The sequence below is a fragment of the Pseudomonas sp. BN515 genome (assembly GCF_029873155.1).
GTDB lineage: Bacteria > Pseudomonadota > Gammaproteobacteria > Pseudomonadales > Pseudomonadaceae > Metapseudomonas.
Map to the genome: position 1 here is coordinate 1 of NZ_SSOH01000010.1, position 17,899 is coordinate 17,899.

At 63.9% G+C, this 17,899-nt stretch carries 23 protein-coding genes and 1 pseudogene; 6 read left to right on the top strand and 18 right to left on the bottom strand.

The window, feature by feature from the left end; all coding sequences use genetic code 11:
* The 7 genes from E8E91_RS00060 to ffh all read right to left on the bottom strand — a co-directional run.
* Nucleotides 1–200: helix-turn-helix domain-containing protein (locus E8E91_RS00060; protein ID WP_280374028.1), on the bottom strand; the 200-nt coding region annotated here is incomplete at its 3' end.
* A gap of 92 nt (nucleotides 201–292) precedes the next feature.
* Nucleotides 293–721, bottom strand: coding sequence for an acyl-CoA thioesterase (locus tag E8E91_RS00065; RefSeq protein ID WP_271470165.1), 429 nt, complete (start codon nucleotides 719–721; stop codon nucleotides 293–295).
* A 193-nt stretch (nucleotides 722–914) separates the two neighbouring features.
* Entirely contained in the window at nucleotides 915–1,265 is a 351-nt protein-coding gene (rplS, locus tag E8E91_RS00070) for a 50S ribosomal protein L19 (RefSeq protein ID WP_003451517.1), read from the bottom strand.
* 44 nt (nucleotides 1,266–1,309) lie between these two features.
* Nucleotides 1,310–2,062: a tRNA (guanosine(37)-N1)-methyltransferase TrmD gene (gene trmD / locus E8E91_RS00075; protein WP_280367989.1), complete on the bottom strand. Its 753-nt coding sequence runs from the start codon at nucleotides 2,060–2,062 to the stop codon at nucleotides 1,310–1,312.
* A 9-nt stretch (nucleotides 2,063–2,071) separates the two neighbouring features.
* A complete protein-coding gene (rimM, locus tag E8E91_RS00080; RefSeq protein ID WP_280367987.1) occupies nucleotides 2,072–2,608 on the bottom strand; it encodes a ribosome maturation factor RimM in 537 nt (178 codons plus the stop codon).
* Nucleotides 2,609–2,616: 8 nt separating this feature from the next.
* Nucleotides 2,617–2,868 (bottom strand): 30S ribosomal protein S16, encoded by a 252-nt coding sequence (gene rpsP, locus E8E91_RS00085; protein ID WP_069085410.1) that lies wholly within the window; start codon nucleotides 2,866–2,868, stop codon nucleotides 2,617–2,619.
* A 135-nt stretch (nucleotides 2,869–3,003) separates the two neighbouring features.
* The gene (ffh, locus tag E8E91_RS00090; protein WP_280374030.1) at nucleotides 3,004–4,377 is read right to left on the bottom strand and encodes a signal recognition particle protein; all 1,374 of its coding nucleotides are present in this window, start codon (nucleotides 4,375–4,377) and stop codon (nucleotides 3,004–3,006) included.
* A gap of 156 nt (nucleotides 4,378–4,533) precedes the next feature.
* Here ffh and E8E91_RS00095 point away from each other — a divergent pair, with 156 nt between their 5' ends.
* Together E8E91_RS00095 and E8E91_RS00100 are read left to right on the top strand one after the other, a co-directional pair.
* Entirely contained in the window at nucleotides 4,534–5,334 is an 801-nt protein-coding gene (locus tag E8E91_RS00095) for an inner membrane protein YpjD (protein WP_280367983.1), read from the top strand.
* Between the two features lie 151 nt (nucleotides 5,335–5,485).
* Nucleotides 5,486–6,166, top strand: a pseudogene (locus E8E91_RS00100) (transporter associated domain-containing protein); the annotation flags it as partial.
* A gap of 54 nt (nucleotides 6,167–6,220) precedes the next feature.
* Here E8E91_RS00100 and E8E91_RS00105 read toward each other — a convergent pair.
* From E8E91_RS00105 to E8E91_RS00125, 5 genes are read right to left on the bottom strand one after another with little or no spacing between them, the layout of a single operon-like run.
* A complete protein-coding gene (locus E8E91_RS00105; RefSeq protein ID WP_280374031.1) occupies nucleotides 6,221–6,994 on the bottom strand; it encodes an SGNH/GDSL hydrolase family protein in 774 nt (257 codons plus the stop codon).
* On the bottom strand, nucleotides 6,991–8,172 hold the full coding sequence (purT, locus tag E8E91_RS00110; protein WP_280374033.1) for a formate-dependent phosphoribosylglycinamide formyltransferase: 1,182 nt from the start codon (nucleotides 8,170–8,172) through the stop codon (nucleotides 6,991–6,993). Before purT ends, E8E91_RS00105 begins: the two co-directional genes overlap by 4 nt.
* A gap of 17 nt (nucleotides 8,173–8,189) precedes the next feature.
* On the bottom strand, nucleotides 8,190–8,399 hold the full coding sequence (locus E8E91_RS00115; protein WP_178119382.1) for a DUF1289 domain-containing protein: 210 nt from the start codon (nucleotides 8,397–8,399) through the stop codon (nucleotides 8,190–8,192).
* Nucleotides 8,399–8,923, bottom strand: coding sequence for a gamma carbonic anhydrase family protein (locus tag E8E91_RS00120; protein ID WP_280374034.1), 525 nt, complete (start codon nucleotides 8,921–8,923; stop codon nucleotides 8,399–8,401). The genes E8E91_RS00115 and E8E91_RS00120 overlap by 1 nt, the downstream gene beginning before the upstream one ends.
* Nucleotides 8,924–8,944: 21 nt before the next feature.
* Entirely contained in the window at nucleotides 8,945–9,547 is a 603-nt protein-coding gene (locus tag E8E91_RS00125) for a CoA pyrophosphatase (protein ID WP_280367969.1), read from the bottom strand.
* Nucleotides 9,548–9,716: 169 nt separating this feature from the next.
* Here E8E91_RS00125 and E8E91_RS00130 point away from each other — a divergent pair, with 169 nt between their 5' ends.
* Nucleotides 9,717–10,271 carry an NUDIX hydrolase gene (locus tag E8E91_RS00130; protein WP_190830920.1) on the top strand — a complete coding sequence of 185 codons (555 nt, stop codon included), beginning with the start codon at nucleotides 9,717–9,719 and terminating at the stop codon, nucleotides 10,269–10,271.
* A 45-nt stretch (nucleotides 10,272–10,316) separates the two neighbouring features.
* A complete protein-coding gene (locus E8E91_RS00135) occupies nucleotides 10,317–10,820 on the top strand; it encodes a L,D-transpeptidase family protein (RefSeq protein WP_280374036.1) in 504 nt (167 codons plus the stop codon).
* Between the two features lie 169 nt (nucleotides 10,821–10,989).
* Here E8E91_RS00135 and E8E91_RS00140 read toward each other — a convergent pair whose 3' ends face one another.
* The 3 genes from E8E91_RS00140 to E8E91_RS00150 all read right to left on the bottom strand — a co-directional run bounded on the left by E8E91_RS00140 (nucleotide 10,990) and on the right by E8E91_RS00150 (nucleotide 12,287).
* Entirely contained in the window at nucleotides 10,990–11,349 is a 360-nt protein-coding gene (locus E8E91_RS00140; protein ID WP_280367961.1) for a PilZ domain-containing protein, read from the bottom strand.
* Nucleotides 11,350–11,409: 60 nt separating this feature from the next.
* Nucleotides 11,410–11,832, bottom strand: a complete 423-nt coding sequence (locus E8E91_RS00145; protein WP_280374038.1) for a DUF4124 domain-containing protein — start codon at nucleotides 11,830–11,832, stop codon at nucleotides 11,410–11,412.
* 83 nt (nucleotides 11,833–11,915) lie between these two features.
* Complete coding sequence (locus tag E8E91_RS00150) at nucleotides 11,916–12,287, bottom strand: tetratricopeptide repeat protein (protein ID WP_280374040.1); 372 nt, start codon at nucleotides 12,285–12,287, stop codon at nucleotides 11,916–11,918.
* Between the two features lie 167 nt (nucleotides 12,288–12,454).
* Here E8E91_RS00150 and E8E91_RS00155 point away from each other — a divergent pair, with 167 nt between their 5' ends.
* Nucleotides 12,455–13,258: a tetratricopeptide repeat protein gene (locus tag E8E91_RS00155; RefSeq protein ID WP_280374041.1), complete on the top strand. Its 804-nt coding sequence runs from the start codon at nucleotides 12,455–12,457 to the stop codon at nucleotides 13,256–13,258.
* 110 nt (nucleotides 13,259–13,368) lie between these two features.
* A complete protein-coding gene (gene pyk / locus E8E91_RS00160) occupies nucleotides 13,369–14,820 on the top strand; it encodes a pyruvate kinase (RefSeq protein WP_280374043.1) in 1,452 nt (483 codons plus the stop codon).
* 199 nt (nucleotides 14,821–15,019) lie between these two features.
* Here the strand turns inward: pyk and E8E91_RS00165 are convergent, their stop codons facing one another.
* The 3 genes from E8E91_RS00165 to E8E91_RS00175 are packed head-to-tail and all read right to left on the bottom strand — an operon-like array spanning nucleotide 15,020 to nucleotide 17,887.
* Nucleotides 15,020–15,793: an enoyl-CoA hydratase gene (locus tag E8E91_RS00165; protein ID WP_280367951.1), complete on the bottom strand. Its 774-nt coding sequence runs from the start codon at nucleotides 15,791–15,793 to the stop codon at nucleotides 15,020–15,022.
* A 32-nt stretch (nucleotides 15,794–15,825) separates the two neighbouring features.
* Nucleotides 15,826–16,767 (bottom strand): iron-sulfur-binding ferredoxin reductase, encoded by a 942-nt coding sequence (locus E8E91_RS00170; protein ID WP_280374044.1) that lies wholly within the window; start codon nucleotides 16,765–16,767, stop codon nucleotides 15,826–15,828.
* Complete coding sequence (locus E8E91_RS00175) at nucleotides 16,760–17,887, bottom strand: GGDEF domain-containing protein (RefSeq protein WP_280374045.1); 1,128 nt, start codon at nucleotides 17,885–17,887, stop codon at nucleotides 16,760–16,762. Before E8E91_RS00175 ends, E8E91_RS00170 begins: the two co-directional genes overlap by 8 nt.
* Nucleotides 17,888–17,899 lie beyond the last annotated feature (12 nt).

Sequence of the window (17,899 nt, forward strand, 5' to 3'; positions counted from 1 at the left end):
GACGTACGAATGGACGCCCCCTGGCTCCAATCCTGCCGACCATGCTTGCGTAACCACACCAACACCGTCGACCGGCCCTGGATGCCATAACGGGCCTGAGCTTCCTTGTAACTCATTTCGCCTTTTTCGACCTGATCGACCACCGCCAATTTAAAAGCCTGTGTGTAATCGCGCTGGCTACGTCGTACACCTTCTGCCATGGAGCTCTCCTGAAAATAAGGGCAAAGGTGTAAACCTTATTCAGGACGGGACACCGATAACGAAGAAGGCACCCATTGGGTGCCTTTTTCATTCACGCAGCGTCAGCCGCCTGGGGAAACGCTGGCAGGATCTGTACCGGGCGCTTCTCGTCATCGATGGCAACGAAGCTGAACACGCCGGTGATGGCCTTCTCACGGGTGGCGCTGTACATGTCCTCTACGAACACCTCGACCTCGACCTTGAGGCTGGTGTTGCCCACCTTCACTACGCGCCCCACCAGCTCGACGATGGAGCCGGCCGGGATCGGGTGCTTGAAATCGATACGGTCAGTGGAAACGGTCACCAGAGGCAGGCGGCAGAAGCGCGTGGCAGCGATGAAGGACACTTCGTCCATCCAGGCCAGGGCAGTGCCGCCGAACAGGGTGTTGTGATGGTTGGTGCTGGGCGGGAATACCGCCTTGGTTACCCGGCTTTCGGACAGCTCTGTCCGGCGGGCGATCTCTTGCTCTCTCGGGGTCATGCCACTACTACCTGAATCAAACCTATGTGGCTGCCACTCGTGCTGCGACTCTTGTCGTTCTTCTGTGCGCTGCCGGATGGGCAGGAATACTCCCGTCCGTCTAGACCGGCGGGGCGCGGATTATCCCCCGCACGCAGGCAAGAAAAAACCCGCCGAGGCGAACCTGGGCGGGTTTTCGGGGAAGCCGTGGCGATTAGGCCAGCTTCTCCTTGATACGAGCTGCCTTGCCGGACAGGTCGCGGAGGTAGTACAGCTTGGCTTTGCGCACGTCGCCGCGGCGCTTGACGCTCAGGCTGTCAACCAGCGGGGAGTAGGTCTGGAAGGTACGCTCTACACCAACGCCGTTGGAGATCTTACGCACGGTGAAAGCGCTGTTCAGGCCGCGGTTACGCTTGGCGATGACCACACCTTCGAAGGCCTGCAGACGGGAACGGTCGCCTTCCTTCACTTTCACTTGAACGATTACGGTGTCGCCCGGGGCGAAAGCCGGAATCTCTTTGTTCATTTGTTCAGCTTCGATCTGCTGAATGATTTTGTTGGTCATCGCTATGCTCCTAAGGCAGGCCTTCTGGGCGTGCCATCGATACGTTAACTATCGTTCCGCTGGCGGATATATTCCTCCAGCAGCTTTTTCTCTTCTCCAGAAAGCGAGCGGCAATCCAGAAGATCGACCCGACGTTCCCAGGTGCGCCCAAGCGCCTGCTGCAAACGCCATCGCCGGATGTGTTCGTGGTTGCCGCTGAGCAGCACCTCGGGAACACGTTTGCCTGCATACATCTCCGGTCGAGTGTAATGCGGGCAATCGAGCAGGCCGTCCGTAAAGGAGTCCTCCTCGGCGGAGTCCGCGTGGCCCAACGCACCGGGCAGCAACCGCGTCACCGCATCGATCAGCACCATGGCCGGCAGCTCACCGCCGGACAGGACGTAGTCGCCGATCGACCATTCCTCATCGACGTGCTCCTCAATGAAGCGTTCGTCGATGCCTTCGTAACGACCAGCAATGAGGATCAATGCTTCCTCGTTCGCCAGCTCGCGCACGGCCGCCTGCTTCAGCTGGCGCCCTTGCGGCGAGAGGTAGATCACCTTCGCCTTCTCCCCTGCCGCTGCCTTGGCTGCCGCCAGGGCCCGTTCCAGGGGCTGGATCTTCATCACCATCCCGGGGCCACCGCCGAAGGGCCGGTCATCCACCGTCTGGTGGCGGTCTTCGGTGAAGCTCCGTGGGTTCCAGCAGTTGAGCTTGAGCAGCCCCTGCTTCACCGCGCGGCTGGTGATGCCGTATTGGCTGATGGCGGCAAACATCTCGGGAAAGATGCTGATCACTTCAACCTGCATGCCTTTCATGTCAGGTCCTCAGAAATCGGCGTCCCATTCCACCCGCATCTCGCCGGACTCCAGGTCGATCGACTGTACGCACTGCTCCGTGTAGGGCAGCAGGCGTTCGCGATCATCCAGGCTTCCAGCGCAGGGCTTGACCACCATCACATCGTTGGCGCCGGTCTCCAGGAGGTGATCGATACGGCCGAGCAGGTGCCCGTCCTGGTTGATCACGTTGAGACCTTCCAACTGGTGCCAGTAGAACTCGTCATCGTCGAGCTCCGGCAGTTCGCTGACGGGAACGCAGACTTCAAAACCTGCGTAGGTCCGGGCAACCTCACGGTCGTCCAACCCTTTCAGCCTTACTACCAGGACCTTGCCGTGCACACGTCCGCTGGCGACTTCGACCTGCTTTACCTCGTTGTCACGCTTGAGCGTCCAACGGCGGTAATCGAGCACGTTATCCAGCGGATCGGTGAAGGAGTAGACCTTCACCTCGCCACGTACGCCATGCACCGAGAAAATCTTGCCGAGAACGATCAGTTCATCGGCGGGGGCCGGCGTCGTGCTCATAAAGATGCTTAGGCAGCAGCCTTGGCAGCTTCCTTCAGCAGCTGAGCAACGCGCTCAGACGGCTGGGCGCCCTGGCTCAGCCAGTAGCTGACGCGCTCCTGATTTACGGAGAGCTTGACTTCGGCACCCTGAGCAACCGGGTTGAAGAAGCCAACGCGCTCAACGAAGCGACCATCGCGCGCATTGCGGCTGTTGGTCACGGTCAGGTGGTAGAAGGGGCGCTTCTTGGAGCCGCCACGGGCAAGACGGATGGTTACCATTGAACTTCGTTCCTATAGTCGGTGCTTTTCAAGCTGTGCACACACATGGGCCATGGGCCCGAAAGGCCGCATATTCTAAGGATTATGCGGCCGATTGCAAATCTCTTTTTAGGGGCCGCCGGTCGGCGGCCGGGCTTACATCTTCGGCATGCCGCCGGGGAACATGCTGCCCATGCCGCGCATCATCTTGGCCATGCCGCCCTTGGCGGTGACCTTCTTCATCATCTTCTGCATCTGTTTGTGCTGCTTGATGAGGCGGCCGACGTCCTGCACCTGGGTGCCGGAACCCAGCGCGATGCGGCGTTTGCGCGAGCCACTGATCACTTCCGGATCACGGCGCTCGGCGGGCGTCATCGAGTTGATGATCGCTTCCATCTGCTTGAACTGCTTCTCTGCAGCAGTCTGTGCGTTGCCCATCTGCGCCAGGTTGACGCCGCCGAGCATCGGCAGTTTGTCCATGAGGCCGCCGAGGCCGCCCATGTTCTTCATCTGTTGCAGTTGGTCGCGGAAGTCTTCGAGGTCGAAGCCCTTGCCCTTCTTGATCTTCTTCGCGAGTTTCTCGGCCTTCTCGCGGTCCATGGTCTGCTCGGCCTGCTCAATCAGGCTGAGCACGTCACCCATGCCAAGGATGCGCGAAGCGACACGGTCCGGGTGGAAGGGATCGAGGGCTTCGGTCTTCTCGCCCATGCCGAGGAATTTGATCGGCTTGCCAGTGATGGCGCGCACCGAGAGCGCGGCACCGCCACGAGCATCGCCGTCGACCTTGGTCAGCACCACACCGGTCAGCGGCAGGGCGTCGTTGAAGGCCTTGGCGGTGTTGGCGGCGTCCTGGCCGGTCATGGCGTCGACCACGAACAGGGTTTCCACCGGTTTGATGACGGCGTGGACCTGCTTGATCTCGTCCATCATCTCGGCGTCGACGTGCAGGCGGCCTGCGGTGTCGACGATGACCACATCAATGAACTTCAGCTTGGCTTCGCGGATCGCCGCCTGGGCGATATCCACCGGCTTCTGGCTGGTATCGGAGGGGAAGAAGGTGACGCCGATGTCATTGGCCAGGGTTTCCAGCTGCTTGATGGCCGCCGGACGGTAGACGTCCGCGGAAACCACCAGTACCGACTTCTTCTTGCGCTCCTTGAGGAAGCGCGACAGCTTGCCCACGGTGGTGGTCTTGCCCGCGCCCTGCAGGCCAGCCATCAGGATCACCGCAGGCGGTGCGGCGTTCAGCGCCAGGTCCTCGTTGGCGGCGCCCATCAGCTCCACCAGTTCGGCCTGGACAATCTTCACGAAGGCCTGACCCGGGGTCAGGCTCTTGGAAACCTCGGTACCGACCGCTCGATCCTTGATCTTGGCGACGAAGTCCTTCACCACCGGGAGGGCGACGTCGGCCTCGAGCAGGGCCATGCGCACCTCGCGCAGGGTGTCCTTGATATTGTCCTCGGTCAGTTTGGCCTTGCCGGTGACATGGCGCAGCGTCTGTGAGAGGCGATCGGTAAGGTTTTCAAACATGCGCGTTCCTTTCGGGCTCTCGTGAGCCCCGGCTGAGCTTGCGGCAGGCGGCGGAGTATAACGAAGTGTCGGCTTTGCCGACACCGCCAGCGGTCTTTCACCGGCAGGCCTTGTATGCCACACTCACTGCCTTTCGGGCTTGCCTTACAAGGACTTATGCACCCTCTGCTGCCCAGCCTCCTGGCTGCATTCCTCTATGCGGGCATCACTGGCTACCAGGGCCTTCGCCTTGGCCAGCGCACTACGCCGGACAAGCGCCTGCTGATTATCGGCGGCGGCCTGGCGCTGCTCGCCCATGGCACCGCACTGTTCCTCGAGCTGTTGACGCCTGCCGGTCTCTACCTGGACTTCTTCAACGCCGCCAGCCTGATCGCTGCGGCGGTGATCCTGCTGACCATCGTGGCCATCGCGCGGATCCCCATCGAGAACCTGTTGCTCCTGCTGCTGCCCCTCGGCGCCCTGACGGTAATGGCGGCAGCGCTGGTTCCGGGCGGCACCTCCCAGGCCATCGACGAAGAGCCGGGCATTCTCGCCCACATCCTGCTGTCGATCCTGGCCTACGGCCTGCTGACCATGGCGGTGTTCCAGGCCCTGCTGCTGTTGCTGCAGGACCACCAGCTCAAGCACAAGCACCCGTCCGGGCTGATCAAGAACTTCCCCGCCCTGCAGACCATGGAAAGCCTGCTGTTCGGCTTCCTCTGGGCTGGCTGGTGCCTGCTTTCGCTTTCGCTGATCTCCGGCTGGGTGTTCGTCGACAACCTGTTCGCCCAGCATCTGGCGCACAAGACCATCCTATCTTGTATCGCCTGGGTGGTGTTCGGCGTGCTGCTCTGGGGCCGCCACCAACTGGGCTGGCGCGGGCACAAGGCCATCCGCTGGACCCTGGCGGGCTTCTGCCTGCTGATGCTGGCGTACTTCGGCAGCAAGCTGGTCCGCGAATTCATCCTCCACGTCTGAAGACACCATGCACGGACTGCTCGCCGGCCTCCTCCTAGGAATCACCCTCTCCCTGGTAGCCGGCGCGATAGTGGCCTGGCTGACGACCCGGCGCCGCCATGGCGTCGAGATCCAGCCTCAATCCCGCCTGCCAGTGGCGGTGAGCGACGCGCTGCAGCAGGTCACCGTCAGCTCGATCATGATTCCCCGCAACGAAATCCAAGGCATCGACCTGGACACGTCGCCGGACGAGCTCCTCGCCCAGCTGCAGAACGCCACCCACACCCGCCTGCCGCTCTACCGCGAAGACATCAACCAGATCGAAGGCATCCTCCACCTGCGCCAGCTGCCGCGCCTGCTGACTGAAGGCCCGACCAGCGCCGAGCAACTGATGGCAGTGAGCCGCGAGACCTATTTCGTCCCGGAAAGCACGCCGCTGCTGACCCAACTGGTGAATTTCCAGAAGCAGAAGCGTCGCCTTGGCATCGTGGTAGACGAGTACGGCGACGTGGTGGGCCTGGTCAGCCTGGAAGACATCTTCCAGGAACTGGTGGGTGAGTTCGGCAGCCTGGAAGACTTCGCCCCCAACCCCGGAATTCAACCCCGCGACGACGGCCGCTATGAGCTGGACGGCGCTTTGCACCTGCGCGAGCTGAACCGGGTGCTCGGCTGGCACCTGCCCTGCGACGGCCCGAAAACCCTCAATGGGCTGATCACCGAGGCCCTGGAGCAAATTCCCGACTGCAGCGTCTGCCTCAAGGTCGGTCCCTATCGCCTGGAGATCCTCCAGTCTGGCGAAAACCGCGTGCAGCGTGTACTCGCCTGGCGTGCCGGGCTTACGCCGAAGGCCTGATCCCCCCATCCTGACCGCTCCAAGCCCGAAGAAAGCCACGACAGCAGCCCGGCCTCATGCGCTCAGATCGAGCGCCACGCCTTCCGTCTCCCGGATAGGTTGAACCGAAGCGACGAACCAGTCCGCGAGCGACTCGCCCCAGACGCGATAGCCAATCGAAGAAGGATGGTAGCCATCCAGGGCCAGGTATTCCGGGCGCATCTCCAGGCTGGTGGCGCAGCACGCCAGCCCTTCCCGCTGCGCCAATGCTCGCAGTTGACGATCCAGCAGGCGCGCCCGCCAGCCCAGCAACTGGCGCAACAGCCAGGGCAAGGCACTGAAGTGCTGCAGCGGCGGCACGCCGGCCAGGACAACCTGCGCGCCGCGTTCTGTGAAGTGTCGGGCCAGCCCCTGGAGCGAACTCAACCAACTGTGACTGGAGCTGAAATGGGTGGTGTCGTTTACACCGAACACGAGCAGCACCAGATCGGCGGGCTCCTCCGCCACCTGCGGCAGTAGCCGTTCCAGAGCCTCGCCGGCGGTGATGCCGTTCTCGCCACAGGCACGCCAGGCGACGGGGCGCCTCAGGCGCATCGCGAGGGCAGCGGCCAGCTGACCGGCCAGGGCGAAGTCCAGGCAGGACGCACCAACCCCAGCCACCGTGGACTCGCCAATCAGAAGAAGACGCAGGGGCTCGCCGTCGAGCTCACCCCCTGCAAGGCCGCGCTCCGGCCCGGCGGCAGGTGCCAGGCGCAGAGCGGTACGGCGGGTATGCACGGCCATGGGCAATGCCAGGGGCAGCAGCGGCAGCGCCGCCGCCCACCAGCACAGACCGGCCAGATGCATCACAGCTGCACGTCGACCGCCTGAGCCGAACGGGTCGCCTTGGCCCGCGCGAGGTCGGTGGACTCATCCCGCGCCAGGGCTACGCCCATGCGGCGCTGGCCATCCACTTCAGGCTTGCCGAACAGCCGCAGGGCGGTATCCGGCTCGCTGAGGGCGGTGCCCAGGTTGCCGAAGCTGACCTGGCTGGACTTGCCTTCGACCAGGATCACTGCCGACGCGGACGGTCCTACCTGGCGGATAGCCGGGATCGGCAGGCCGAGGATGGCCCGCGCGTGCAGGGCGAATTCGGAAAGGTCCTGGGAGATCAGCGTGACCAGGCCGGTGTCATGGGGACGCGGCGAGACTTCGCTGAACCACACCTGGTCGCCCTTGATGAACAGCTCCACGCCGAACAGACCGCGACCACCCAGGGCCTCGGTCACCGCCTGGGCGATGCGCTCGGACTCGGCCAGCGCCTTCGGGCTCATGGCCTGGGGCTGCCAGGATTCGTGGTAATCACCCTTCACCTGGCGATGGCCGATAGGGGCGCAGAAGCTGGTGCCACCGATGTGGCGCACGGTGAGCAGGGTGATCTCGTAGTCGAAATCGATGAAGCCTTCGACGATCACCCGGCCCTTGCCGGCGCGGCCGCCTTCCTGGGCGTAGTCCCAGGCGGTCTTGAGGTCCGCGTCCGACTTCAGTACGGACTGGCCCTTGCCGGAGGAGCTCATGATCGGCTTGACCACGCAGGGATAACCCACGCTGGCCACGGCGGCACAGTAATCCTCGAAATTGTCGGAGAAGTGGTACGGAGAGGTGGGCAGGCCCAGCTCCTCGGCAGCGAGGCGGCGGATGCCTTCGCGGTTCATGGTCAACTGGGCGGCGCGAGCGGTGGGCACCACGGTGAAGCCTTCGGCTTCCAGTTCCACCAGCGTGGCGGTGGCGATGGCCTCGATCTCCGGCACGATGAAGTGCGGCTTCTCCTGCTCGATCACGGCGCGCAGGGCGACGCCGTCCAGCATGCTGATCACGTGGCTGCGATGGGCCACCTGCATGGCCGGGGCATCGGCGTAACGGTCGACGGCGATGACTTCGCAGCCCAGGCGCTGCAGTTCGATCGCCACCTCCTTGCCGAGCTCACCAGAGCCGCACAGCAGTACACGGGTCGCGCTGGGCGACAAGGGGGTTCCAATACGGGGCATGTCGTTTCCTCGGGGAGTCAAGAAGCCTGGGTCGGGGGAATGATGAACAGGCCGCTGGCCTTGGCGCGTTCGAAGCAACGGGCCAGGACCTCGCGGCGCTCGGCATTGTCCATGCGGCCCCAACGGGTGATTTCATCGGCGGTGCGCTGGCAGCCGCTGCAGATGTCGTGGTCGTCCAGCACGCAGACCTGCACGCAGGGCGAACGGACGGGGCGTTCGGCGTCCATCAGTCGTCCTGCTCCGCCAGGTCGCGGGCGTAACGCTGGGCGTTGTGCACGTAATGGGCGGCGCTGGCTTCGAGCATTTTCATCTGTTGCTCGGTCAGCTCCCGCACCACCTTGCCGGGGGAGCCCATGACCAGCGAACCGTCGGGAATTTCCTTGCCTTCGGGAATCAGCGCGTTGGCGCCGATGATGCAGTACTTGCCGATCTTGGCGCCGTTGAGCACCACGGCGTTGATGCCGATCAGGCTGAAGTCGCCTACTGAACAGCCATGCAGCATGGCGTTGTGGCCGATGGTGACGGAACGGCCGATGTTCAGCGGATAGCCCATGTCGGTATGCATCACGGTGCCATCCTGGACGTTGCTGTTCTCACCAATGTGGATCAGCTCGTTGTCGCCGCGCAGTACTGCGCCAAACCAGACACTGGCGCCGGCGTCCAGGCGCACCTTGCCCACGAGGGTGGCAGTGGGGGCGGTCCAGCTGTCGGCATGGGCTTCGACCTGGGCGGTTCCAAGGCGGTATTTCATCAGGCGCTCCTCGAGCGGGGCTTATTTGAGTCTTATGAAGGTCTCGGGGGCGCGGGTCATGTCGATCCCGGCGTCGTACACCAGGTTGACCAGCTCGACCACCATGATGGCGGTCAGGCCCCATATCTTGTATTCGCCGTACTGATAGCTGGGCACGTACCAGCTGCGGCCGAGGTAGTCGATGCGGTGGGTCATCTGGCGCGGATCATCGCGAAAGAACTCCAGCGGGACGCTGAACACCGAGTCGATCTCGCCATCGTTGGCCTTGTACTGGACGAAGTCCGGAACCAGACCGACATAGGGCGTGACCTTGATGCCATGGCGGGAGACCAGGGGGCTGAGCGGGCCGATGACTTCCACCAGACCCGGAGGCAGTCCGACCTCTTCCTCCGCTTCGCGCAGAGCCGTGCGAATCAGGTCCTGATCCTCGGGATCGCGGCGGCCACCGGGAAAGGCCACCTCACCACCGTGGGTGGACAAGCCGCTGGCGCGCAGGGTCAGCACCAGTTCCGGCTCGTCGCTGCGGGTGATCGGCACCAGCACCGCGGCTTCGGGGAAGTCGTGATCGGTTTCCAGGGTTCTCGGGGAGTAGCTCTGCACGCGACGGAGCAGGTCATCCAGCATGGATTTTCTCGTTGTTCTCGACTGCCGGGCATCATGGCATGAACCTTGGGACCGCCCAAGTCCTACGCCGACAGGTCGCAGCATTCACCACCTCTGGTTTGCCCGGCACGCCGCTTGCCGTGCGACACCGTGCCGCGCCAAGATGGGCGCCTGCCCCTGAGGAACCACGATGAAATACTGCAGCCAGTGTGGCGGCCCGGTCGTCCAGCGCATCCCCGACGGCGACAACCGCCTGCGCTACGTGTGCGAAAGCTGCCACACGATCCACTACCAGAACCCACGTATCGTCGCCGGTTGCCTGCCGGTGTGGGGTGAGCAGGTGCTGCTCTGCCGTCGCGCCATCGACCCGCGCAAGGGTTACTGGACGCTCCCCGCCGGTTTCATGGAGAACGGCGAGACCATGGAGCAGGCCGCCACGCGCGAAACCCTCGAAGAAGCCTGCGCCCGGGTGCGCAACCTCAGCCTCTACACCCTGTTCGACCTGCCGCACATCAGTCAGGTCTACACCTTCTTCCGCGCCGAACTGGTGGACCTGGACTTCGCTGCCGGCGAGGAAAGCCTGGAGGTTCGTCTGTTTCACGAACGGGATATTCCCTGGTCGGAGCTGGCTTTTCCGACCGTGGGCCGTACCTTAGAATGCTACTTCGCCGATCGCGCCGGGCAGGTCTTCCCGGTGCGCAACGAGCCACTCGCGCCGTTGCTGGCCTATTACAAGAAAGCCTGACCGCTATTCTGCTTAATATGTGAACACTGTGGGGATGTCGTGCCGATGCGCTGGTTGCTAGTCGTACTTTCCATGAGCCTTGCCGCTCTCGCCCAGGCAAGCACTACGCCGACGCTGGGTGGCAAATCCATCGACAAGGTTCTGGTAGTGAAGTCGGAACGCAAACTGTTGCTGATGAATCGCGGCGACATTCTCAAGACGTACCGCATTTCCCTTGGCAAAGTCCCCACCGGCCCCAAGCTGCGTGAAGGCGACCAGCGCACCCCGGAAGGCTTCTACTGGATCGACTGGCGCAAGACCAGCGACAAGTTCAACCTGGCCATGCACATCTCCTACCCCAATGCCCGCGATGCCGCCAAGGCACGGGACAAGGGCGTGCCGCCGGGCGGCATGATCATGATCCATGGCACCCCCCTGGATGAGGAATACCCGGAGTGGTACTTCCACACCCTGGACTGGACCGAGGGTTGCATCGCCATGAAGAACGCGGACATGCAAGAGATCTGGAGCCTGGTGAAGGACGGCACCCTGATCGAGATCCGCCCCTGACCCCATCTGCAATGAAAAAGGCGCCATCTGGCGCCTTTTTCGCGCATGTAGGAGGGAAGCGTCCTAGTAGGGTGCGCTGCGCGCACCGATGTACTTGTGCCAACGCCCGTGCGCACGGCGCACACTACGAACTGTCCCGGAGAAGGATTCGCACTTTTTTCAGGCAGACTCAGGCCGAGGCGGCCAAAGGGCGAAAGCTGAAATAGAAACGCAGGGCATCGATGAGGTCCGCGTATTCAGCAGGCGGTGCCACCAGGGAAAAGCCGGAATCGTAGTTCGCCGGGGTCACGTCCTCATGGCACCACTGGCAGGTGGCGTAGAAGTCGATGAAGTGCAGTTGCCCATCCTTGCCCGGAATCTTCAAGCGCATGTCGAAGCGCGCGCCCACCAGCATGGGCAGCTGGCTGATCAGCATCAGGCCGTCCATGGAGACGTTGCCCAGGTAACCCATGGGCTTGTCGGTGATGCGATTGAACACCTTCAGGTAGTAAGGCAACTGATGGCGTTCGATACGGCGCTTTGTCGGCATGATATCAAATCGCTATTGATGGCATTTCAGTATGGACTCGTTGCCGCCCCAGACCAACCTTCAATTGCAATCCCGGGCCAGGCTCTCGGCCAATTTGCGACGGAAGGACTCGATCTGTTGATCAGTGTAGTACTGTCGCTCGCCACGCTCGTCGAGACGGTAGTACGGTCCGCCGTGACTCAGCTGTCCTTGCTGATCGCGCCACTCGCCGCACAGTTTCTGCCGCTGTTCGCGTGCTACCTCGGCCTTCTCGACGGCGGCTGCCTGTTCCTGGCGACGCGCGTCGTGGATTTTCTCGGTGCGAGCCTCACGCTCCCGGGTCGCCTGATCCCGCTCCACTACCTGGGGTTTCACCGATACCACTTCGGCTCCCTCCCGTGGCGTCTCGCTGAAATGCACTTGTCCCTGCGCATCGGTCCAGCGATATATCTCCGCGCCGGCGATGGCCGGTATCAGCAACAGGCAGCACAGCAGGTGGCGCATTCCAGGGTTCCTCGGATAGAGGCTCAGCTTAGTCCCGGCCCGTCGCAGCTCAAGCGGCCAACGACCGACGGCCGGGTTACGGGTCAGAGCGGCGCCGCGTTGGCCTTGGTGGTACTGCTGCCCACGCGGCCGAGCTGCTGGAGCGTCTCCAGGCGCGCCTTGGCGCGGTAGGCGTACTCGCTGGAGGGGTAGCGGGCAATGATGAACTGATAGGTCTGCGCCGCATCGACGAACAGGTTCTGGCGCTCCAGGCACTGGCCGCGCAGCAGAGAGATTTCCGGCTGCAGGTACTGGCGGGAACGGCTCTTGCGCTCGGCCTTGGACAGTTCGAGCATCACGTCTTCGCAGTCGCCGTCCTCGTAGGAGCGGTAGGCGTTGTTCAGGTGATGGTCGAGGGACCAGCGCGTGCAGCCGCTCACGGCCACCAGCAGGGTCAGGATGATCAGGGTTCGCATGGTTGGTTCCTCCGTCCACCGGGATATCGGCCGGGCGCCTCGCTTCTTCAGGCCACCGGGCGATCAGGATGCGAAGCATAACCTCCGATTGGTCCTGCCGGCGCCTGCCACGGTTGGCACGCCGCCACTGCTAGACTGCGGAGGTCGCCCAAGGACCCGGTTCCGCCATGCATCCCAGCCTTCCCGCCCTGCTCGCCCTGTGCCTGCTGCTGGGCGCCTGCTCGCCCACTACCCCGTTGTTCATCGCGCAGGTCACCACCAACGAAGTGGTGGAATACAAGACCATGAAGAGCAAGCGCATGGCCGCCGCCGTGGAAGAGGAAGGCGACCTGCTCACCTACAGCGCCATGGCCATCCGCGACGCGAAGAGCCCCGAGGCGGAGGAGCTGTACCTGGTCGGCTACCGCGACGACAAGTTCAGCGACGACGTGCGCGCCATCGCCCTGTACCAGATCGGCCTGATCTACATGAGCCGCTTCAACGAGCAGCGTGATGACACCAAGGCGCTGGCCTACCTGGAGCGAGTGCTGAACGAATTCCCCAGCAGCCGCGCCGCCGAACGTGCCGAAGCGCGCATCCTGGTGATCCGCCAGCGGGCGAAGGACCCGGTACAAAAGACCTCCCGCGAGCTCCTGGCCACCTGGCAGCCAAGCAACAATCTCGACCTGTACAAACCGGGGCTGGACCCGGACATGACCCTGCTCTCGCGTCGCGCCGTGCTCAAGGACCGCGTCGCCGAAGCCGAGGAGCTCTATATGCTGGCGCTGTCCGACCCCCATGTGCAGCCGGACATCAAGCAGAAGGCGCTCTACCAACTGGGCCTGATGTACCTGGCGCCGGACAACCCCCACGCCAACCGCGACAAGGCCATCGGCTATTTCCGCCGGCTGCTGGTGCAGTTCCCCGACAGCGATCTGGCCACCAAGGCCTCACGCCACCTGGACCAGGCACTGAATTCAGATCGCCCGTGACACCGCCCGGCGGGCCACCTGAAACAATTCAGCGGGTAGTGAAAAGGAACAATGACTACAGTTTTTCTGCGTAGTAGCCTCGGGCTCTGCTTGAAAAATGGAGTCTTCGCATGCCTTTCCGCCGCACCAAAATCGTCGCCACCCTCGGCCCGGCCAGCAACTCCCCGGAGGTCCTGGAGCAACTGATCATCGCGGGCTTGAACGTCGCCCGCCTGAACTTCTCCCACGGCAGCCCCGAAGAACACAAGGCACGCGCCCGCCTGGTCCGCGAACTGGCCGCCAAGCATGGCCGCTTCGTCGCCCTGCTCGGCGACCTGCAAGGTCCGAAGATCCGCATCGCCAAGTTCGCCAACAAGCGCATCGAACTGAAAGAAGGCGACAGCTTCCGCTTCTCCGTCACCCATCCCCGTGACGCCGGCACCCAGGAAGTGGTGGGCATCGACTACCCGGACCTGATCAAGGATTGCGGCGTCGGCGACGAGCTGCTGCTGGACGACGGTCGCGTGGTGATGCGCGTCGTCTCCACCACCGCTGACGAGCTGCACTGCACCGTGCTGATCGGCGGCCCGCTGTCGGACCACAAGGGCATCAACCGCCGTGGCGGTGGCCTGACCGCTCCGGCCCTGACCGCCAAGGACAAGGCCGACATCAAGCTGGCCGCGGAAATGGAACTGGATTACCTGGCGGTGTCCTTCCCCCGTGACGCCGCCGACATGGAACTGGCCCGCCGCCTGCGCGACGAAGCCGGTGGCAAGGCTTGGCTGGTGGCCAAGATCGAACGCGCCGAAGCGGTGGCCGACGACGAAGCCCTCGACGGCCTGATCCGCGCCAGTGACGCCGTGATGGTGGCCCGTGGCGACCTGGGCGTGGAAATCGGCGATGCCGAGCTGGTGGGCATCCAGAAGAAGATCATCCTGCACGCCCGCCGCTACAACAAAGCCGTGATCACCGCGACCCAGATGATGGAGTCGATGATCCACAGCCCGATGCCGACCCGCGCCGAGGTTTCGGACGTAGCCAACGCCGTGCTCGACTACACCGACGCCGTGATGCTTTCCGCCGAAAGCGCCGCCGGCGAATACCCGGTCGAGGCCGTACAGGCCATGGCGCGCATCTGCCAGGGCGCCGAGAAGCACCCGGACAGCCGCCGCTCGCACCACCGCGTTGGCCAGACCTTCGACCGCTGCGACGAAAGCATCGCCCTGGCGTCGATGTACACCGCCAACCACTTCCCGGGCATCAAGGCCATCATCTGCCTGACTGAAAGCGGCTACACCCCGCTGATCATGTCGCGTATCCGCTCCTCGGTGCCGATCTTCGCCTACTCGCCGCACCGCGAGACCCAGGCCCGCGTGGCGCTGTTCCGTGGCGTGGAAACCATCCCCTTCGACGCCGCCGCGCTGCCGCCGGAGAAGGTCAGCCAGATGGCCGTGGACGAACTGCTGCAACGCGGCGTGGTGACCAAGGGCGACTGGGTGATCCTGACCAAGGGTGACAGCTACACCACCCAGGGCGGCACCAACACCATGAAGATCCTCCACGTCGGCGACCTGCTGGTCTGACCTGACCTGGAAACGAAAAAGCCGCCCTTCAGGGCGGCTTTTTCATGGGCGTAAATCAGCTGATTGCTTGTAGGGGTGAATTCATTCGCCATGCAGGCCGAAGGTCTGCCCTGAGATGTCGAAGGGGGCAGCCGAGCTGCCCTTGGCGAATGAATTCGCCCCTACAGCATCTATTCCCCCAACAGTTGTTCGCGCAGCGTCACACGAACTTCGAAAAATCCGGCTTGCGACGCTGGGTGAAGGCCGACAGCGCTTCCACCGCTTCCGGAGAACGCAGGCGCTGGGTGAACAGCTCACCCTCCTCCGCGATCACCCGACGCAGCTCCTCACGGCCCGGCGCCTGCATCAGGCGCTTGCTCACCGCCAGGGCCGAGGGCGCCAGGTCGAGGAAGCGCATTGCCGCCTCACGGGCACGGGCCAGGGTCACGGCGCCGTTTTCCAGGGCCGCGTTGGCAATGCCCCAGTTGGCGGCCTGCTCACCGGTGAAGCCTTCGCCCAGCAGCAACAGCTCCGCGGCTTTCGCGTGGCCGAGCAGGCGCGGCAGGATCAGGCTGGAACCGAATTCAGGGCAGAGGCCCAGGTTGACGAACGGCATCTTCAGCTTGGCGTTGCAGCTGACATAGACCAGGTCGCAATGCAGCAGCAGGGTGGTGCCAATGCCCACCGCCGGGCCACTCACGGCCGCCACCACCGGTTTGGGGAATTCGAACAGCGCGCGCATGAACTGGAACACCGGGCTGTCCATCCCGCTCGGCGGCTCCTGCAGGAAGTCGACGATATCGTTGCCGCTGGTGAAGCACTCTTCGGTGCCGGTGATCAGCACGGCACGCACTTCGCGATCGTCCCGCGCCGCGTCCAGCACTTCGGCCATGCGGCTGTACATGGCACGGGTCAGGGCATTCATCTTGTCCGGGCGGTTCATGCGCAGCGTCAGCAGGCCCTGCTCGCGCTCGACCAGAATGTGCTCGCTCATGGCAACTCCTCGATTGGTGTTGGCCCGCGGCGTCAGGCTTCGCGGGTCAGGAAGGTATCGGCCAGCAGCTGATTACGGGGCAAGCCGGCCAGATATAGCCGGCGCGCGAACTCTTCGACGCTGGCGGGGTGGCCGCAGAGTAAGGCGATGGTTTGCCGCGAAACAAGGCGGAATTGCGCCAAAACCTCTGGCAGCTCGGCCGGCGTGATCAGTTGGACGGCAAGCCCGGAATGGGTTGCAGCCAGCTCGGTGAGGGATTTGGCCAGATAATGCCCGCCGGCGTCATGGGCCAGATGAATGATGCGGATGGGGCCCTGATGATGATTCCGCAGCGCTTCCCGCAGCAGCCCCCAGAGCGGCGCCAGTCCAGTGCCCGCAGCAAGGAACAGCAGCGGCCGGGCGTCCCAGGAAGGATCGTAGTGCAGTGCACCGCCGTGCAGTTCACCCAGGCGCAGCTTGTCTCCCGGCACCAGGCGCCGGGCCCTGTCGCTGAACATTCCGGGGTTGCGGCAATCCAGGTGGAATTCGAGGAAGTCGTCAAAACCAGGCAGGCTCGCCAGGGAATAGGGTCGGGCGACGCCCTCGTCATTCCACAGCAGGAGATGCTGGCCGGCGCTGTAACGCAGCGGCCGCGAAGGCACGAGTCGCAGGCGCAGGACATCCGGGGCCGGCCAGTCGACGCCGACGACTTCGGCGTCCACGCCATCGCGTGCCGGGTCGAACACCTCCACCACCAGGTCCTGCACCACCAGGCACTGGCAGGACAGCCGCCAGCCCTCGGCACGCTGGAAACGGTCCAGCGCTTCCGGCCTGGCGTCTGCCGGCTCGCCTGACAGGCAACGCACCAGGCAGGCATGGCAACTACCGGCCCGACAGCTGTAGGGGACCTTGCAGCCCCCGGCGTTCAGGGCATCCAGCAGGTTGCTTGCAGGTGCTACGGTCCAGCGTTTTCCAGCGACTTCGAGTTCAGGCACCCTGGCCCTCCCAGGCGGCATCGCAACGGTTACGTCCGCCGCGCTTCGCCCGATAGAGTGCCTGATCCGCACGCTGCAACGCATCATCCAGGTCGTCTCCGGCAGACAGCAGGGTCATGCCGGCCGAGAGGCTCAACCGTTCCACCTGTACCCCCACCGGCTCAGCGCTGGTGAAGGCTTCGCGCAGGCGCTCGCAGCACGCGGTGAGGCGATCCGCATCACAACCGGGCAGCAGCAGGACGAACTCCTCGCCGCCGTAGCGCGCCAGCACATCACCGTCGCGCAGGCAGGCACGCGCCACCGCGGCGAAGGTCTGCAGCACCCGATCGCCGGCGGCATGGCCGTGAACGTCGTTGATTCGCTTGAAATGGTCGAGATCGATCAGCGCCAGACCGTGCTGGCGATTTGTCGCGAGGCTGTCCAGCTCGCGGCTGGCAAGGCGCAGGAAATGGCGGCGATTGAACAGCCCGGTCAGCTCGTCCGTGGCGACCAGGTCTTCCAGTTGGCGCATCATGCCGCGCAGGGTGTCCTGGTGCGCCTGCAGGGCGAAGCGGCGTTGGCGCATGCGCTGACGCAGCGCCTGAACGTAGCTCCCGAACAGGCTCAGCCAGACCATCAGCACGAAGAGCACGCAGACCTGCAGCAGCGCCAGGGCCGGGTCGGCCAACTGCATCTGGTACGCCTCGTACAGGTTGAGACCGGCGAAGGCGAAGAAGCCGATTGCCGCGCAACGGGCGAACACCCTGGGTTTCAGTTGGAACACACCGAACATCATGATCAGCACGTAGACCGCGAGCAGGGTGCCCCGCGCGTCGTCGACCATGGACATCAGCCAGGTGTTCCAGACCAGGGCGAGCAGCACCTGGGGTTCCGTCAGGCTGGGGTCGGAGAAACGCAGGTTGTGTCCGCTGACGAACAACCAGAACAGCACGAGCTGGGACAGGGCAACGAGGCCGGTACCGATCAGGGCGGTGCTCGCCGTAACCCGGAACAGCCCGCCCAGCATGGCGACCCAGCACAGCAGCAGTACCATCGAGTAGGTAGCCACGGCCATACCGAAGCGCTTCAGCAGCAGACTTTGCAAGGCTCTATGGCTGACCCGTTGGCTGGATGGGCTCATGGGCTCCTTCCC

Bases quoted from the DNA above. Each gene is read 5' to 3' on its own strand.
- E8E91_RS00065 (WP_271470165.1), bottom strand. From the start codon at position 721: ATGACCCCGAGAGAGCAAGAGATCGCCCGCCGGACAGAGCTGTCCGAA.
- E8E91_RS00135 (WP_280374036.1), top strand. From the start codon at position 10,317: ATGCGCTGGTTGCTAGTCGTACTTTCCATGAGCCTTGCCGCTCTCGCC.
- ffh (WP_280374030.1), bottom strand. From the start codon at position 4,377: ATGTTTGAAAACCTTACCGATCGCCTCTCACAGACGCTGCGCCATGTC.
- E8E91_RS00155 (WP_280374041.1), top strand. From the start codon at position 12,455: ATGCATCCCAGCCTTCCCGCCCTGCTCGCCCTGTGCCTGCTGCTGGGC.
- rplS (WP_003451517.1), bottom strand. From the start codon at position 1,265: ATGACCAACAAAATCATTCAGCAGATCGAAGCTGAACAAATGAACAAA.
- E8E91_RS00145 (WP_280374038.1), bottom strand. From the start codon at position 11,832: ATGCGCCACCTGCTGTGCTGCCTGTTGCTGATACCGGCCATCGCCGGC.
- purT (WP_280374033.1), bottom strand. From the start codon at position 8,172: ATGCCCCGTATTGGAACCCCCTTGTCGCCCAGCGCGACCCGTGTACTG.
- E8E91_RS00140 (WP_280367961.1), bottom strand. From the start codon at position 11,349: ATGCCGACAAAGCGCCGTATCGAACGCCATCAGTTGCCTTACTACCTG.
- E8E91_RS00115 (WP_178119382.1), bottom strand. From the start codon at position 8,399: ATGGACGCCGAACGCCCCGTCCGTTCGCCCTGCGTGCAGGTCTGCGTG.
- E8E91_RS00175 (WP_280374045.1), bottom strand. From the start codon at position 17,887: ATGAGCCCATCCAGCCAACGGGTCAGCCATAGAGCCTTGCAAAGTCTG.
- rpsP (WP_069085410.1), bottom strand. From the start codon at position 2,868: ATGGTAACCATCCGTCTTGCCCGTGGCGGCTCCAAGAAGCGCCCCTTC.
- trmD (WP_280367989.1), bottom strand. From the start codon at position 2,062: ATGAAAGGCATGCAGGTTGAAGTGATCAGCATCTTTCCCGAGATGTTT.
- E8E91_RS00095 (WP_280367983.1), top strand. From the start codon at position 4,534: ATGCACCCTCTGCTGCCCAGCCTCCTGGCTGCATTCCTCTATGCGGGC.
- E8E91_RS00125 (WP_280367969.1), bottom strand. From the start codon at position 9,547: ATGCTGGATGACCTGCTCCGTCGCGTGCAGAGCTACTCCCCGAGAACC.
- rimM (WP_280367987.1), bottom strand. From the start codon at position 2,608: ATGAGCACGACGCCGGCCCCCGCCGATGAACTGATCGTTCTCGGCAAG.
- E8E91_RS00120 (WP_280374034.1), bottom strand. From the start codon at position 8,923: ATGAAATACCGCCTTGGAACCGCCCAGGTCGAAGCCCATGCCGACAGC.
- E8E91_RS00150 (WP_280374040.1), bottom strand. From the start codon at position 12,287: ATGCGAACCCTGATCATCCTGACCCTGCTGGTGGCCGTGAGCGGCTGC.
- E8E91_RS00165 (WP_280367951.1), bottom strand. From the start codon at position 15,793: ATGAGCGAGCACATTCTGGTCGAGCGCGAGCAGGGCCTGCTGACGCTG.
- E8E91_RS00130 (WP_190830920.1), top strand. From the start codon at position 9,717: ATGAAATACTGCAGCCAGTGTGGCGGCCCGGTCGTCCAGCGCATCCCC.
- pyk (WP_280374043.1), top strand. From the start codon at position 13,369: ATGCCTTTCCGCCGCACCAAAATCGTCGCCACCCTCGGCCCGGCCAGC.